This window comes from Pseudanabaena sp. PCC 6802, assembly GCF_000332175.1.
In the GTDB taxonomy this organism is placed as follows: Bacteria; Cyanobacteriota; Cyanobacteriia; order Pseudanabaenales; family Pseudanabaenaceae; genus PCC-6802.
This window is the reverse complement of the sequence record NZ_KB235910.1, coordinates 749,961-765,261: the sequence shown is the minus strand read 5'-3', so window position 1 is coordinate 765,261 and position 15,301 is coordinate 749,961. Positions and strand designations below refer to the sequence as shown.

Genomic DNA, 15,301 nt, shown 5'->3' with positions numbered 1-15,301 from the left:
CAGATTATCAACACAATGGAGGGCGAACTACGTTCGCCCTCTTAATTGTTAGATTTTACTTTGCCATGCCGCGCTTCCAGGAAACTTTGGGTAGTATCTGGTTGGCATCGACGCGATCGCGATATTTAATCGCAAAATTCAGCAGGGAATCGAGCAAGGCATCTGAAAGGTAGTGCGGTTGCAGACCTAGATCTAAAAGCTTGGTGTTTTTAGCGTTGAAGTAATGCTGCTCTAGCTCGACGCGGGGGTTGTCCAAGTAGTTGATATCCACTTTTAACCCCATGGTCTGGCTGGCTTTTTGTACCATCAGCGCTAGATCCTCAACGGAAAATAGCTCGGTAAACTGGTTAAAGACGCGGAATTTGCCAGGTTCCGCTGGAGTAGCGATCGCTAACTCGATACAACGCACCGTATCTCTAATATCGAGGAAGCCCCTGGTTTGTCCGCCCTTACCATAGACGGTGAGCGGGTGGCCGACTGCGGCCTGAATGCAGAAGCGATTCAGCGCCGTACCAAATACACCATCGTAGTCGAGACGGTTGATCAAGATCTCGTCAAATCCAGTTTCCTCCGTCAGAACGCCGTAAACTACGCCCTGATTGAGGTCGGTGGCGCGCAAGCCCCAGATGCGGCAGGCAAAGTGAATGTTCAGAGAATCCTGACACTTACTGACATGGTAGAAACTGCCCGGTTGCTTGGGATAGGGTAGCGTATCCTTGCGCCCGTTATGTTCGATTGTGATGTAACCCTCTTCGATGTCAATGTTTGGGGTACCGTACTCGCCCATAGTGCCTAGCTTGACCAGATGGCATTCAGGGCAAAGATCTCGAATGGCATAGAGGATATTCAGCGTACCAACAACATTATTTACCTGGGTGAGGACAGCGCGCTCGCGATCGATCATAGAGAAGGGAGCGGAACGCTGTTCGCCAAAATGCACGACAGCTTGCGGTTCAAATTGACGAAATACAGCTTCTAGAAACTCGTAGTTGGTGATATCGCCCACAAATAGATCCAGATGTTGGCCTGTCACAGCCTTCCACCGTTCTACGCGCTTGTGGATAGGGGCGATCGGGGTGAGGGTATCTACCCCTAGCGTTAGATCCCAATGCCTCCGTATCAAGCTATCTAAAACACCAACCTCATGACCTTGTTTGGCTAAATATAATGCTGTAGCCCAACCGCAATATCCATCGCCGCCAATCACCAAAACTTTCATGAAACTTCGCTTTTAACTTAAAAATTTGCAACTTCGACCATTTTGTTTGTTCTTGCCTGCCAGCTTAGACTCAAACTAATGACTATAGCTGTAGGCAGCTCGGTTAATACGGGGGTGCCCCATGCAGGAGTAGAACCCTTGCATTCCTTCCTGAGCCTGTTGACTGCGACTATGTTTGATGTTAGCCGATCGCTAAACCACAAACGGGAGCCAAATGGCTAGTAAGCAGATTATTGCTTTACCCTAGCAGGAATCGTCACCTTTGGTTGCGATCGCTGTCTAAATTAACGCCTACCCAACCCAAATTATCGATAAAGCAGGCAGTAACCAACTCAGCGATCGAACAACTTAATCACTTAGGTTACCTTAGATGGATTCGGATGAATCCCACGCTACAATAATTTAACCGCAAGTTAACTAAGGAAATATTGGCATGAAGGTTGTAGTAGCTGGTGCTACTGGGTTTGTAGGCATGAGATTAGTAGAGCAGTTAAACTCGATCGGTCATGCTGTCGTCATCTTGACGCGCAATACCCAAAAAGCAACGCGCCAATTTCCCAAAGCAGTTTTTCCAAACGTAGATGCGATCGGCTATACCCCAACCGTTGCCGGTGAATGGGGCAAAATATTTTCTGACTGCGATGCCGTTGTAAATTTAGCTGGAGCGCCGCTTTCCGAGACACCCTGGAGTCAGTCCCGCAAGCAGGAAATTCTACGAAGCCGTCAGCTTGGAACGCGCCAAATTGTAGAGGCGATGAAGATGGCCTCGCCTAAACCCAAGGTGTTAGTGAATGCTTCAGCCGTTGGCTACTACGGTACCGACCCAACCCAGGAATTCGACGAATACAGTTTGGGAGGCAACGATTTTCTCGCCGGGGTGTGCAAAGCTTGGGAAGCAGAAGCCGATGCGGCTGAGGCATTAGGAGTGAGGGTCGTCAAACTACGCAACGGCATTGTCATGGGTTTGGGTGGCTTTTTAGGTAAAGTCCTGCCTATCTTCCAGTTGGGTGCGGGCGGCAAGCTTGGCTCCGGCCAGCAATGGTTGTCCTGGATTCACCGCGACGATCTGGTGAATCTGATTATTTTTGCTCTTACAAACGAGCAAATTAAAGGGGCGGTTAACGCTACGACTCCTCACCCTGTTACTAATGAGGAATTTACCCAAGCTTTAGCCAAGGTGGTGAAGCGCCCTGCCCCATTACCCGTACCTGCGTTTGCGTTGCAAGCTCTGCTGGGTGAAGCTTCCATCCTGGCCTTGGAAGGGCAAAAGGTACTGCCCAAAAAGGCAGCACAGTACGGCTTTCAGTTCCAGTATCCCACTATAAATCTGGCTTTAGCCCAAATTGTTTAAGACATAGTTAGCGCTCAAAGTACAAAACATACCTTCATGATGGAAGTAATTGAATTTTAACCGCCTCGGCTATGAGTGCTACTTATCTTCTTACGCCTGCACAATAGGTTTCTTTTTTTGGCGTAAATCTTCTAAGGAGTATGTTAAAAGCGATCTTAATGATGGCTTAATTATTATGAAATCCGGTTGATTGCTTATCGCAAAAATAGGCTGAAACCATTGTAAACAGTTAATGTATCAATAATTAATTAGCTGGATTTCATATTACACCTTTAGTTAGAATAAGTTCATTGGCAGACTTTTGAGCTATAACTATAAGCAAGATTGCTGTAATCTAGGTTAAGTAACTTTGTCACATTGGAGGTATAAGCTATTAGCTGTCAGCAGCGATTTTGGAATGAGCTAGTTGAGTTAAAAGTTCATATTGAGTATCTCGAATGCTTTCATCTTGAAGCCGTACGACTAGATACATCAACAGAAATTTTTCTGGCTGTTGTATCAAATGGCAGCATTGCAGGCTGGGTTATTTGGTCAAAAGCTCAATTTGTTTGGGCTGCTATAATTGCATTATCACATCTAATAACTGCTATTAGACCTCACTTACCATATCAAAAAAGGGTACGCAGTATTGAGTCTCTAAATGCGGAATTGGTAGATTTGCTGCTCTATGCTGAGGAGAAATGGTATGCAGTCTCTGAAGGATTGTTGACAGATGCTGAAATTCATAACCTAACGCTTGAACTAAAGCGTAGGAAACAGAAGGCTGTAAATCTTTATCTGTCTTCCAGTCCTCTGCCAGACAACAAAAAATATCTCACTACGGCTGAAACTAAAACTGAGAAATACTTTAAGCAGAATTATTTGGGAGGAAACTAAAATGCTTGAACGGAAGAAAGAAGATAAGGGTGAGAAGCGACAAGATAGGCAGCATTCATTGCCCCCCAGTTCTATTAAGTTACCTATGCCGCCAGTAAAACCACCTAAAGAACCGCCCAAAAATAATAACTAGATTGAGATTTAGATTGGTTTATATGCAAGGACATCTTCAGCCTCAAGCAGCCATCCTCAAACTACCGAAACCGAACTATTACAACAAATCGACATCAGCTTCTCAGCCCAAACTCGGGAGAAATATCTTGCCCTAATAATTGCTAAAAGGTAAGCAGAAGCACTCACTTCTACAGAACACAAGAAATTGATTCAACTGAGCAGTTGACTCTGACACGCAAGCTAACGCAGTTAGGTAAGCATAGCGAATCGATCACATTTAGGAATGATAGCTACCAGTGATCGACAAGTGGAACTATAATCGAATGTCACTGAATTAACCTGGATTATTCACCAGTCCGCGAAACCCTGACGGTGGGTGGATTCCAAAAAACAGACTGTATTTTTGGGTAACCCGCTAGATTGCTTTCCCAGTGAGGTTTTTGAGGATTTTTGCAGATCGTCATGAATAATCCAGGCTAAGGCTGGTGGGCATTGCCCACCTACGCTAAATCTTTAGCCCAAATTGTTTAAGACATGAGTCCAGACATCGAAACCCAAATCCGCGCATGCGAAGCGCGACTTTATGCCGCAATGCGTGCTTCAGATGTGGCCGAGTTGGACGCGCTCATCGCCGATGACCTGTTGTTCGCGGGGCCGACTGGCGATTTGGCGACCAAAGCGATGGATCTGGAGTTGCATCGCACTGGTGGCACGCAGTTCCATGAATTCGTGCTCAAGGAGCTAGAGATACGAGTTTGGAGCGATCGCTTCGTTCTGGCATCGGCTAAAATCTTCCTGAGCGGTACCTATTTAGGAAATGCCTTCGCGGGCGACTACCGCTATATGAGGGTGTGGCGCAAAGGCGAAAACGGCTGGCAAATTGCAGGCGGCAGCGTTAGTGCGATCGTATAAACTCCCAACATCTTTATCCCAACTAACATGACAAATTGGTCTGAGATTCTCAAACAACTGATTGATAAACGATCGCTCGATCGCGAGCAAGCCACTACACTGATGCAGGGTTGGCTAGACGCGGCGATCGCACCGGAGTTGTCAGGTGCAATTTTAGTGGCACTGCAATGTAAGGGCATAGAAGCAGTGGAACTGGCAGCAATGGCAGGCGTATTGCAGCAGCTATCTCTGGGGCAGGCGGCAGATTCCTCCCTCAGTCATGGCATGAACAGTCTCCTGGACACCTGCGGTACGGGCGGTGATGGAGCAGAGACATTTAACATCTCAACTGCCGTAGCTTTTGTCGCTGCCGCCGCTGGCGTTCCAGTTGCCAAGCACGGCAATCGCGCCATGTCCAGCCGCTCGGGTTCAGCCGATGTCCTGGAAGCGCTGGGCGTGAATCTGGCAGCGACACCAGAGAAAATTTACGACGCGCTCCCCTCTGTGGGAATTACCTTCCTGTTTGCGCCTAACTGGCATCCTGCCATGAAAGCTGTGGGTTCCATTCGTCGCAGTTTGGGCGTTCGCACCGTTTTTAATCTGATCGGGCCACTGGTGAATCCCGCACAACCAACCGCGCAGGTAATGGGCGTATATCACAAGGATTTGCTTCAGACTGTGGCTCAGGCGCTCCAGATCCTGGGTCGCCAGCAAGCCGTCGTCTTGCACAGCCGCGAAGGGATGGACGAGGCAGGTTTGGGCGATCTTACGGATATTGCCTTTCTACAGGGCGATCGCATTACCTTAGAAGCGATCGACTCGCAAGCTTTAGAATTATCCAATGCTTCTAGCTCTGCACTTAAAGGTGGCAGCATCGCTGAAAATGCTGAAATTCTACGCTCTGTATTGCAGGGTAAGGGTACAGTCGCCCAGACAGATTGCGTTGCCCTCAATAGTGGCATTGCTTTACGGGTAGCAGGCAAAGCAAATACCTGGGCAGAAGGAGTAAAGCTGGCATCTGAAGTGATTAGCAGCGGTGCCGCATGGCAAAAATTAGAGCAATTAGTAGGATTTCTGAACAGTTGATGGGGGGACTAAGCAATGGGGGGCAAGCCCCTTTCAAGTCACGCACACTATGCCGATGCCAGTCCAACATGCTGTCCTCAGATCGAACGGGGTGAAGGGGTAGAACCCCTGCATGGGGTCATTGCCCCCACCTCCCATCCGCAACCACAACAATTTAAATTGGTATTAAGTTACGATTAAGGCAAATAAGTACTTACGATCTAGGTTTCGGGCATGGCATCACAGGTAGAACAATTAGCATTTAGCAAATATCACGGTCTCGGTAACGACTTTATCCTGATCGATAACCGCGATCGCCCCGAACCAAAACTCACAGCAGCACAAGCAATTAAGTGGTGCGATCGTAACTTTGGCATTGGTGCTGACGGCGTAATTTTCCTGCTCCCCGCCACAGATGGTCAGCCTGGAGATTACCGCATGCGGATCTTTAACTCCGACGGCTCCGAGCCAGAAATGTGCGGTAACGGCATCCGCTGCCTTGCCAAATTTATGGTGGATCTGGAAATAGCTCCTATAGACAAACGCTACCACATCCAAACTGGAGCGGGTCTGATGGTACTGCAACTGGATGCGGACGGACAGATTACCGTCGATATGGGAGAACCGCGCCTGCTGGCTCGGGAAATCCCCACTACACTAGCCGAGCCGGACAGCAAAGCCATTAACGTTCCGCTTGAAGTGGCAGGACAAACGTGGCATGTCACCACCGTCAGCATGGGTAACCCCCACTGCATTACTTTTGTGACCGATGTAGGTAATATCACTTTAGCTGAGATTGGCCCAAAATTCGAGCATCATGCCGTTTTCCCTCAGCGCACCAATACCGAGTTTATTGAAATGGTGCGTCGCGACTACATGAAAATGCGCGTTTGGGAGCGCGGAGCTGGAGCTACCCTCGCCTGCGGTACGGGAGCTTGCGCTTCTGTGGTTGCCGGCGTCTTAAATGACCTGTGCGATCGCACCTGTACCGTTAACCTCCCCGGCGGCGATCTCAAGATTCATTGGGTTGCGGAAACCAACCATGTCTTAATGACAGGCCCAGCCCAAAAAGTATTTACAGGTCAGGCTCAGATAAGTCAAGACAGTTAGTTAGGTACCATGTCTAAATTAACGCACCTCAGAGTTAAAAACTTTCGCTCGTTAGCAGATATAGACATCGAGCTTAAAGATTTGAACGTCCTATTTGGCGCAAACGGTGCTGGCAAGTCAACATTTCTAGATACAATCTGGTTTATTCGAGATTGTGCAATTAGAGGGGTTGAACAAGCATCCAGCGCTAGGAGCCACGGCATTGGAGCATTGTGGGATGGAGCAGACGATGAAAATACAAATATATCAATTGAGATTGAAACTGAGAGTGTAAAATATGAGGTTCTATTCAGCTATTCATCAGGAAGAATCGAACCCTTTGTAGGAGAAAAATTATACTCCAAGGTTAGAAATATTAATTTAATCGATCGCAAAGTTGGTAGTGATAAGGTTAAATTCTATCATCTATCCCTTGGTTATGCTACTTTCGATCTGAGAGATCCCGAAAGACTTGCCTTTAGTAAGTATGTTGATTTTCAAGAAGATGTTGAAGAAACCTCTGAATTAGACAAGTTACTTCATTTCGTACATCTCTATCATGCGCGACAAGCTAACTTATTTGTCTTGAAGCAAAGAGGATCGGAGTCTAGCTATCACACATGGTTGTGGGATCGATCTGATAACCTCTGGTCAGTTTTAAGAAACCTGCATGATAAGCGCAGAATCGATCGACGGTACGATACAATTGTCGATCTCATGAGAGAAAGTTTCCCATTGTTTGACGATCTTTTAATCGAGCAGACTGGCCCAAGTACAGTCTATGGGAGTTTTTTAGAGAGAAGAAGACGAAAACCAATTCAAGCTTCGGGAGTGTCTGATGGTTATTTGCAAATGCTTATACACCTCACAGCGCTTTTTTCTGAAGGAGAAGAGCGCAATTCTTTAATCTTATTTGATGAGCCAGAAATATCTCTACATCCCTGGGCGATCGCTACCTTTGCCAAGGCAGTAAAACTAGCTACAACAAGCTGGAATAAACAAGTATTTATTGCTACTCATTCTCCTGTTTTGATGAGTCAATTTAATCCAGAAAATATATTAGTTACCGAAGTAGACGATCTGGGGCAAACTGTAATTAAAAGAGTTAGCGAAATGGAGGAAGTCCAGGATTTGCTAGAGGAATATGCTGTTGGTTCGCTGTATATGTCTGAGGCGATCGCACCACAAAGTCGGCAAAGTCAGACTTTGGTTGAAGGGTTAGCTAGATGAGCGACTCAGCATGGCGTTTCGTCAAGTTTGGCTTAATTGTGACTGGAGATACTGAAGCTCAACACTTACCTATGCTTTTTCGTTCGCTGACAAAATTGGGGACTTGTTATTTTGAGGTCATTCGTCAAATCGGACAGCGATCGCCAATTACTTCTGACAAGAAAAAGTTAAAAATGGTAGGGAGCGGTCAAACAATTCCCAATCGAGATGAGGAGGAGATTGGGCTTGAAGCCAGAAGGCGGTTAAATGAAAACATCGACTATGTACTTTTGATTGACGATCTAGAACAGGATCGCAGAGACCAAGCAACAGAAGTTTTTAATCGTTACCGACTTGCACTTGATACGATGCTTTCTCAAGAAAAACATCGAGCTTCTGTGCATTTCCTCGTTAACATGTTGGAAGCATACTATTTTGCTGATGCTAGCGCAGTAAATTCAGTCCTGGGGACTTCTTTAGAAGACTGTGACTATGATGTTGAAGAGATTCCTCATCCTAAAAATAAATTAAAGGCAATTTATCAGGGCTTTGAGGAGTTAGAACATGGTGGACAAATTCTCGCTTGCCTTGATACTGAAAAAGTTTTATCAAACCCGGATACCTGTGCATCCTTGCGAACATTATTTGCATGGTGTTGGCAATGTTTGCATCAACCTCGAACTGACCAATATCAACTTTTAAACGGGAAGCTTAGTAGCATTACACAAATACAATTAAGCCAAGATTCATGGAGGGGCACTTAAATGTTAGCAAGAGTTTGGAGTGCCTCAGTTCTAGGAATCGAAGCCATCCAGGTAGGGGTTGAGGTTGATGTGGCCGGAGGACTGCCGGGAATTGTGGTGGTGGGGTTACCAGATACCGCCGTCCAGGAAAGTAAAGAGCGCGTCAAGTCCGCCCTCAAAAATTCCGGCTATACCTTTCCCATGAAAAAAATAGTTATCAACCTTACGCCTGCCGATCTGCGTAAAGAGGGTCCCAGCTTCGATCTGCCAATCAGTGTCGGGATTATGGCCGCCTCCGAGCAAGTCAACGTGCAACTAATCGATAATTTTTTGTTCCTGGGCGAGCTATCCCTCGATGGCTCCTTGCGTCCCGTCGCAGGCGTGCTGCCGATCGCTGCTACAGCGATTAAACTAGGCATCAAAGCCCTGATCGTTCCGGTCGAGAACGCTCAAGAGGCAGCAGTAGTTGAAGGTTTATCTGTCTACGGCCTGCGCAACCTCACCGAAGTGGGAGAATTTCTCGCTACGCCCCATAAGTACACTCCAGCCAGCAGGGCAACAACACTTTCAAATTCATCCAATTCTGCCGCCCCCTTTCCATTAGATCTTAAAGATGTCAAGGGTCAGGAACACGCTCGCCGCGCCCTCGAAATTGCGGCGGCGGGCGGGCACAACTTGATTTTTGTGGGGCCGCCTGGTTCTGGCAAAACCATGCTGGCACGACGCTTGCCGGGGATTTTGCCTCCCATGACTTTCCAAGAAGCCTTAGAAGCTACTCAAGTGCATTCCGTCGCCGGATTGCTCAAGGGCAGAGGTTTGGTCAGCGATCGCCCCTTCCGCAGTCCCCATCACTCCGCTTCCGGCCCCTCACTTGTGGGTGGTGGCAGTTATCCCAAGCCTGGTGAGATATCCCTCGCTCATCATGGTATTTTATTCCTTGACGAACTTACAGAATTTAAACGCGAAGTATTGGAATTCCTGCGACAGCCCTTAGAAGATGGCTACGTATCTATTTCCCGTACGCGACAGTCCGTTACGTACCCATCCCAATTCACTTTAGTTGCAAGTACAAATCCATGCCAGTGCGGTTACTACGGCGATTCCATTCAAGCCTGCACCTGCACGCCCAAACAACGCGAACAATATTGGGCTAAGCTATCAGGGCCATTAATGGATCGCATCGACCTCCAGGTCGCAGTCAACCGCCTCAAACCCGAGGAAATGACCAGCTATAAGGAAGGCGAAAGTTCAACCGAGGTGCGATCGCGCGTCCAGGCTGCCCGCCAACGCCAGCAAGAGCGCTTCCAAAAAGAAGCAAAACTCAACTGCAACGCCCAAATGCAAAGTCGCCACCTACGTAAGTGGTGCCAGCTCGACGAGTCATCCCTCAGCCTTCTTGAAGCTGCCATCCGCCGCCTTGGACTCTCCGCCCGCGCCACCGATCGCATCCTCAAAGTTTCCCGCACGATTGCCGACCTCGCTGGCAAAGAAGCGATCGAAACACCCCACCTCGCCGAGGCCGTCCAATACCGCACCTTAGATCGGATGACATGAACGCAACCAAGCCAAACTACTGGAAAGAAGAAATTGCCTGTAAATTTTTCGTGGGTATCGCCTCATATAGCTATAGCCAATAGGCTTAGGACGGGGTGCAGTGGTTCCACACGGCAGTGGCTCTAGCGGGGAACCCCCAAGACTGCCCTGCCTCCCCTGCGTGGGGGCTACGCCCCCACACCCCCTGTCCTAACAGATCTGTCTACGGCTATAGAATGGGTTCCTGATAGATGGCTACGGGTACGCGCTTGTAGGCGGGCGTGCCGCAGCGCGGATCGATCTGAGCAGAGAAAATCGCATTCACTTCAGGGTAGAACATCAAAGCGCAACCCCGTCGAATTGCACCGTAGATAATTTCTACACTCTCCATCTTACCCGCATCGCCCTTAACCGTAACGCGCTGGTGTTCCTTCCACCCAGCACCTTCGACATCATCTCGATTCATCAGAATGCAGTTGCGATGGGGCATACCGCGATAGTAGTCACCCTGCTTGTAAACTACAGTATTGTGTTGCGAGTAACTCCGTCCCGTACTAAGCGTTACCGCGATCGCTCTGGCAGAACTGGGAATATCAAAGTCGGCAAGAGTGGGTAGCTTCAGGTTCGGTATCGGAGTGACAAACATAGTGGCTTTGCCAGATGGCGTGGGGAAATGCGGCGCGTGGAAAATGCGATCTTTAATTGTGAACTCAGATTTTGTGTCGTCGATTTCGCCAATTTGCTCGTAACCAGGTATAGTCTTGGCAATTAGCTGACGAATATATTTCGTATCCTGAAGCTTGCGCCAATCGACCGGAGTATCGCCATGCAAGCGATGGGCAATTTCAGTGAGAAATTCCACCTCCGAAATTAAATCCGTGGCCGATCGCCCCTTGAGATGAGATGTCCCTTCATCATTAAGCCGCACGAAATTATTACCCGACTCGGTAGTGGTTTTGTGGGGATTCTCAAATCGAGCAAATACTGGCACGATAATCGTATTTTGCTTAGCAAGACCGTGGAAATGTCCCAGATTGGGTTTGGTTGCTACGTAAATAATCGTCTCGATCTTTCCCAAAGCACGACGAACTTGCGTCGAGTCTGGGTTCGCCGCATAGAGATTTCCTCCCAAACACAAGAGAGTATCGAGTTTGCCCTCATCGGCTGCGACGATCGCGGCACGGGTATCATAACCAGGTACGCGACTGAGCGATCGCTGTAGCAATTGTTCCAGTGCCTGGCGGATCTCCTCTTTGAGGCGAATTGTCACGCCCATCGAGCCAAAACCCTGTACGTTGGAGTGCCCGCGAATGGGCATCGTCCCCGCACCCACCTTACCCGCGTTACCAGTTAACAGGGCAGTATTGGCGATACTGAAGATATTATCCACACCATTAGCATGTTGGGTGGCACCCATCGCCCAGGCGAAAACTACTCGTTCCGCCGTGCCGATGACTTTGGCAGCAGCGGCGATCGCTTCGCGATCGATCCCGCAGGTGCTGGCGATCGCATCCCAGCTAGTCTGCTCGGCCTGGTGAATTACCGCTTCCCACCCTTCCGCATGTTGTTTGAGGTAGTCAAACTTGACTAGTCCCTGCTCTAGTAGAGATTTCTGGATGCCGACAAACAAAGCGACATCGCTACCTGGAATTAGTTGAATATAGAGCGAGGCAATCTCGGATCCAGTTAAGAGCGAAGTTAAGGGATAAGCTGGCGAAGCAAATTTCACCAATCCCACTTCCTGGAGTGGATTGACAACGACAATTTTGCCGCCGCGATCGCGCAGTTTAATCAACTCGTTCATTAAGCGAGGGTGATTGGCAGGAGCGTTGGAGCCAATTAACACAACGCAATCCGCCTGCTTTAGATCGCTCAGACTTACCATTGACGTGCCCGAACCAAACATCTGCTTCAGTCCCACCGTAGAAGCAGCATGACAAAGATCGGAACAATCCGCGAGGTTGTTGGAACCCAAAGCCCGCATCATCAGTTGCAGTAAATACGCCGCTTCGTTAGAAGATCGTCCAGAACTGTAGGATGCTACCCGTTCCGGCGATCTTCGCAATGCCGCTGCCACCAACTCATAAACTTCATCCCAACTTATGCGCTCGTAGTGGGACGATCCGGCTCTGAGGATAGCTGGGAAACTGAGCCTGCCCAGTCGATCTGCTGCTTGGGAAGTTAACTGTTGGAGTTCGGCGATGCTGCGATCGGCAAACAAGCGTTCCGGTACTGGCTCCATCAATTCTGAGGCGATCGCTTCTACGCTTTTCGCACATCGTTGCAGCGGCTCTTCATCTTCATTACGAAATCCTCCCTTTTGACCGCCCGCGCCCCAGGCGCAAGAGAGACAAGCACTTTTGTGCATCAGCGTCTGCCACAGAAGAGACCCTTGGGGCGTTAGAGTCTTCTCAGCCCAATAGCTCACTACAGGCATCCCACCACCCATAGTAGGTTTGGATTCTCGTCCAGATTCTTGTTTATCTCGATCGGCCATAGAGTCCTCCTAGCAAAAGTTTTGGGTAACGTACACTTCTTGGTGCGGTGAAATCGTAACGCCAATTCCCTCGCGATCGTAGGTGGCGGTCAGTAGGGTACGGCGATGGCCGGGGCTATTCATCCAACCATCAACGCTAATTTGGGCGATCTCCTCAGGAGTACGCCAGTCGTAGCCAACCACAATGCCAGCCCGTTCCAAAACAGAATCGTAGAGATAGGTACGCATGAGGTTTTCTGATAAGCCTTCAGTGTAATAGGTGTCGTAGTTTTTTACGCACCTATAGCCTAGCTTTTTTCCCCTCGCGCCCGGATCTTCACCCTCCAGATTAATGTGTTGGAAGAAGTTCCTGTTTGACATATCCTGGCTGTGCGCGCGCGCAACTTTTGCTAAACGATCGTCAAATTGTAGCTCTGGAATACCGTGTTTGCGCCTTTGTTCGTTCGTCAGCGCGTGAATCCGCCTTTCCAGGGCGGCAATATCAATTTGCGGTTGTTTGCGTCCCAAATATTGCCGCAGGTTGTAGAGTTGCCAACCAGCTAGTGCTGCGATCGCTACGACAAGAGCGCCAACCAGAGCAGGGTGGCTTTTTTGTTTAGCCATCTTAGATGCCATCGGGTGGCTTAAGGGGACTACTTTGCGTAACAACCATAGTTTTACCATTATCGCATTAAGTTAATTTTGACATACCTCCACATCTGCATTTCGCTCTTGGCGGTGGGATTCTAGTCTATAGCGGTTTTCAGATCGGAAAGAGTAGGGGGTTTGGGGCCGTTGCCCCCAAGAAGGGGAGGCAGGGCGGTCTTGGGGGTTCCCCGCTAGAGCCACTGCCGTGTGGAACCCCTTCACCCCAAAAATAAAACCCGTTCTCAAGTGAAAACCGCTATAAAACAACAATTGCAGGCATAGCCCGTCTGAACTGGGAAGCGGCATGAAAAGGATCTTGACTGTGAGAATTGCGATAAATATGAAGATTTCGCAAACATCACCTGAAACTTCTGCAAACAAATATTGCGGTAATTTTGGAGCGCAATTTTTTTGGTAACTTAGCTAATAGGCTCAAATCATTCCTGGGGAACGCCTAAGTAACCGAAATGAACTCAGATAGAATCCTGGCGGCGATCGATATTGGTACTAACTCCATCCATATGGTGGTTGTACAGGTAAATACTAACTTGCCTAGCATGACAATTATCGCGACTGAAAAAGCGACAACCAGGCTGGGCGAGCGCTGTGCTAAGACAGGTAGCCTCACGGATGAGGCCATGCACCGATCGCTAGTAGCATTAGCCCGCTGCCAAGAAATTTGTCGCAGCATGGAGGTGGAAGAAATTATTGCGGTCGCCACCAGTGCCGTGCGCGAATCCCCCAACGGTGAGGACTTCATTGCTAGCATCGAGCGGGAATTGGGGTTGAGGGTCGATCTAATTTCGGGGCAAGAAGAGGCGCGGCGGATCTACTTGGGCGTGCTATCGGCGCTCGAACTCAACAACCAGCCCCACGTCATCATTGATATCGGCGGCGGCTCCACGGAATTAATTTTAGGTGACGGACGCGATCCGGATTTTCTGAGCAGTACCAAAGTTGGTGCCGTGAGACTAAGCGACCTGTTTATCAGTACCGATCCCATCTCGAATCCGGAATTCGAGCGCTTGCAAATCTACGTTCGCGGCATGTTAGAAAGACCGACCGACGATCTGCGCGTATTGTTAGATGGCAGTCCAGCTCGCACGATCGGCACCTCCGGCACGATTGAAACTATTGCCGCGATCCATGCCAAAGAAAAGTTTGGCACAGTGCCAAACCCCCTGCAGGGATATGAAATGACCTTTGCGGACGTGGAAAGAATTGTATTGCGCCTCAAAAAGATGAACCTGGCCGAGCGCACTGCTTTAGTACGAGAACGGCGGGCGGATATTATTTTAGCCGGGTCGATGATTCTCCTGGAGACAATGCGAATGCTCCAGGCCAATAAAATTACGATCTGCCAGCGATCGCTGCGCGAAGGTCTGATTGTGGAGTGGATGCTAGAGCACGGTCTGATCGAAGATCGGATGCGCTACCAAAGTTCCGTGCGCGATCGCAATGTGATGAAATTGGCTGAGAAATTTGGGGTTAATATCAACTATGCCAGCCAGGTAGCAACACTAGCCTTAAGCCTTTTTGACCAAACCAGGGGTTTCCTGCACAATTGGGGAGATACCGAACGCAGTTTGCTGTGGGCCGCCGCGATCTTGCATAACTGCGGTCACTTTGTGAACCATAGCGCCCACCACAAACATTCCTACTATCTAATTCGCAACGGTGGGCTACTGGGCTATACGGAATCAGAGATTGAAGCCATTGCCAATCTGGCACGCTACCACCGCAAAAGCGAACCGCGCAAGAAGCACGAGAACTATCGACGGATCGCGAACAAGCGCTTTCGCCTGTTTGTAGATCAGGTCAACCCATTACTCAGGCTAGCGGTAGCGTTAGATCGCAGACAAATTGGCGCAGTCAAAGAGATTAAGCTCGCCTGTGACCTCAAAGCCCAAGTTTGTCATCTGCAAGTTGTCCCAGCGCAGAGTAACGATCCTTGCACCCTGGAACTGTGGAGCCTGGATTATAAAAAGCAACCCTTTGAATCGCAATTTCACGTCAGCCTATCTGTAACGTTAGCTCCGGCGGAAGTTACTCCGCTACTGGTTTGACCCACTTTTTTCAGGGCTTGC

At 48.9% G+C, this 15,301-nt stretch carries 13 protein-coding genes; 10 read left to right on the top strand and 3 right to left on the bottom strand.

All coding sequences use genetic code 11. The annotated features are described in order from the left end of the window. Positions 1-55: 55 nt before the first annotated feature. A complete protein-coding gene (locus PSE6802_RS0103790; RefSeq protein ID WP_019498735.1) occupies positions 56-1,219 on the bottom strand; it encodes an NAD-dependent epimerase/dehydratase family protein in 1,164 nt (387 codons plus the stop codon). 78 nt (positions 1,220-1,297) lie between these two features. On the opposite strand from PSE6802_RS0103790, the gene PSE6802_RS33105 reads away from it, so the two are divergent. From PSE6802_RS33105 to PSE6802_RS0103750, 9 genes are all read left to right on the top strand, one after another. After that, positions 1,298-1,441: a hypothetical protein gene (locus PSE6802_RS33105; protein WP_156815395.1), complete on the top strand. Its 144-nt coding sequence runs from the start codon at positions 1,298-1,300 to the stop codon at positions 1,439-1,441. A gap of 211 nt (positions 1,442-1,652) precedes the next feature. Next, positions 1,653-2,570 (top strand): thylakoid membrane protein ThyD, encoded by a 918-nt coding sequence (gene thyD, locus PSE6802_RS0103785; RefSeq protein WP_019498734.1) that lies wholly within the window; start codon positions 1,653-1,655, stop codon positions 2,568-2,570. A gap of 657 nt (positions 2,571-3,227) precedes the next feature. Beyond that, on the top strand, positions 3,228-3,446 hold the full coding sequence (locus PSE6802_RS34010) for a hypothetical protein (RefSeq protein ID WP_019498733.1): 219 nt from the start codon (positions 3,228-3,230) through the stop codon (positions 3,444-3,446). A gap of 648 nt (positions 3,447-4,094) precedes the next feature. After that, complete coding sequence (locus PSE6802_RS0103775; protein WP_019498732.1) at positions 4,095-4,472, top strand: nuclear transport factor 2 family protein; 378 nt, start codon at positions 4,095-4,097, stop codon at positions 4,470-4,472. A gap of 27 nt (positions 4,473-4,499) precedes the next feature. Continuing rightward, on the top strand, positions 4,500-5,537 hold the full coding sequence (gene trpD / locus PSE6802_RS0103770) for an anthranilate phosphoribosyltransferase (protein WP_019498731.1): 1,038 nt from the start codon (positions 4,500-4,502) through the stop codon (positions 5,535-5,537). A gap of 213 nt (positions 5,538-5,750) precedes the next feature. Further along, positions 5,751-6,626: a diaminopimelate epimerase gene (dapF, locus tag PSE6802_RS0103765; protein WP_019498730.1), complete on the top strand. Its 876-nt coding sequence runs from the start codon at positions 5,751-5,753 to the stop codon at positions 6,624-6,626. Positions 6,627-6,635: 9 nt separating this feature from the next. Continuing rightward, positions 6,636-7,835 carry an AAA family ATPase gene (locus PSE6802_RS0103760; RefSeq protein ID WP_019498729.1) on the top strand — a complete coding sequence of 400 codons (1,200 nt, stop codon included), beginning with the start codon at positions 6,636-6,638 and terminating at the stop codon, positions 7,833-7,835. Continuing rightward, positions 7,832-8,578, top strand: a complete 747-nt coding sequence (locus PSE6802_RS0103755; protein WP_019498728.1) for a DUF4276 family protein — start codon at positions 7,832-7,834, stop codon at positions 8,576-8,578. The genes PSE6802_RS0103760 and PSE6802_RS0103755 overlap by 4 nt, the downstream gene beginning before the upstream one ends. Further along, positions 8,579-10,111 (top strand): YifB family Mg chelatase-like AAA ATPase, encoded by a 1,533-nt coding sequence (locus tag PSE6802_RS0103750; protein ID WP_019498727.1) that lies wholly within the window; start codon positions 8,579-8,581, stop codon positions 10,109-10,111. Between the two features lie 208 nt (positions 10,112-10,319). Here PSE6802_RS0103750 and PSE6802_RS0103745 read toward each other — a convergent pair whose 3' ends face one another. Together PSE6802_RS0103745 and PSE6802_RS27615 are read right to left on the bottom strand one after the other, a co-directional pair. After that, on the bottom strand, positions 10,320-12,587 hold the full coding sequence (locus PSE6802_RS0103745) for an FdhF/YdeP family oxidoreductase (RefSeq protein WP_019498726.1): 2,268 nt from the start codon (positions 12,585-12,587) through the stop codon (positions 10,320-10,322). A gap of 9 nt (positions 12,588-12,596) precedes the next feature. Further along, positions 12,597-13,190, bottom strand: coding sequence for a CAP domain-containing protein (locus PSE6802_RS27615; protein WP_162139195.1), 594 nt, complete (start codon positions 13,188-13,190; stop codon positions 12,597-12,599). Between the two features lie 491 nt (positions 13,191-13,681). Here PSE6802_RS27615 and PSE6802_RS0103735 point away from each other — a divergent pair, with 491 nt between their 5' ends. Next, positions 13,682-15,280: a Ppx/GppA phosphatase family protein gene (locus PSE6802_RS0103735; protein WP_019498724.1), complete on the top strand. Its 1,599-nt coding sequence runs from the start codon at positions 13,682-13,684 to the stop codon at positions 15,278-15,280. Positions 15,281-15,301: the final 21 nt, after the last annotated feature.

Coding starts and splice junctions, on each gene's coding strand:
- PSE6802_RS27615 (WP_162139195.1), bottom strand. CDS start 13,190: ATGGCTAAACAAAAAAGCCACCCTGCTCTGGTTGGCGCTCTTGTCGTA.
- dapF (WP_019498730.1), top strand. CDS start 5,751: ATGGCATCACAGGTAGAACAATTAGCATTTAGCAAATATCACGGTCTC.
- PSE6802_RS0103750 (WP_019498727.1), top strand. CDS start 8,579: ATGTTAGCAAGAGTTTGGAGTGCCTCAGTTCTAGGAATCGAAGCCATC.
- PSE6802_RS0103735 (WP_019498724.1), top strand. CDS start 13,682: ATGAACTCAGATAGAATCCTGGCGGCGATCGATATTGGTACTAACTCC.
- PSE6802_RS33105 (WP_156815395.1), top strand. CDS start 1,298: ATGACTATAGCTGTAGGCAGCTCGGTTAATACGGGGGTGCCCCATGCA.
- trpD (WP_019498731.1), top strand. CDS start 4,500: ATGACAAATTGGTCTGAGATTCTCAAACAACTGATTGATAAACGATCG.
- PSE6802_RS0103745 (WP_019498726.1), bottom strand. CDS start 12,587: ATGGCCGATCGAGATAAACAAGAATCTGGACGAGAATCCAAACCTACT.
- PSE6802_RS0103790 (WP_019498735.1), bottom strand. CDS start 1,219: ATGAAAGTTTTGGTGATTGGCGGCGATGGATATTGCGGTTGGGCTACA.
- thyD (WP_019498734.1), top strand. CDS start 1,653: ATGAAGGTTGTAGTAGCTGGTGCTACTGGGTTTGTAGGCATGAGATTA.
- PSE6802_RS0103775 (WP_019498732.1), top strand. CDS start 4,095: ATGAGTCCAGACATCGAAACCCAAATCCGCGCATGCGAAGCGCGACTT.
- PSE6802_RS0103755 (WP_019498728.1), top strand. CDS start 7,832: ATGAGCGACTCAGCATGGCGTTTCGTCAAGTTTGGCTTAATTGTGACT.
- PSE6802_RS0103760 (WP_019498729.1), top strand. CDS start 6,636: ATGTCTAAATTAACGCACCTCAGAGTTAAAAACTTTCGCTCGTTAGCA.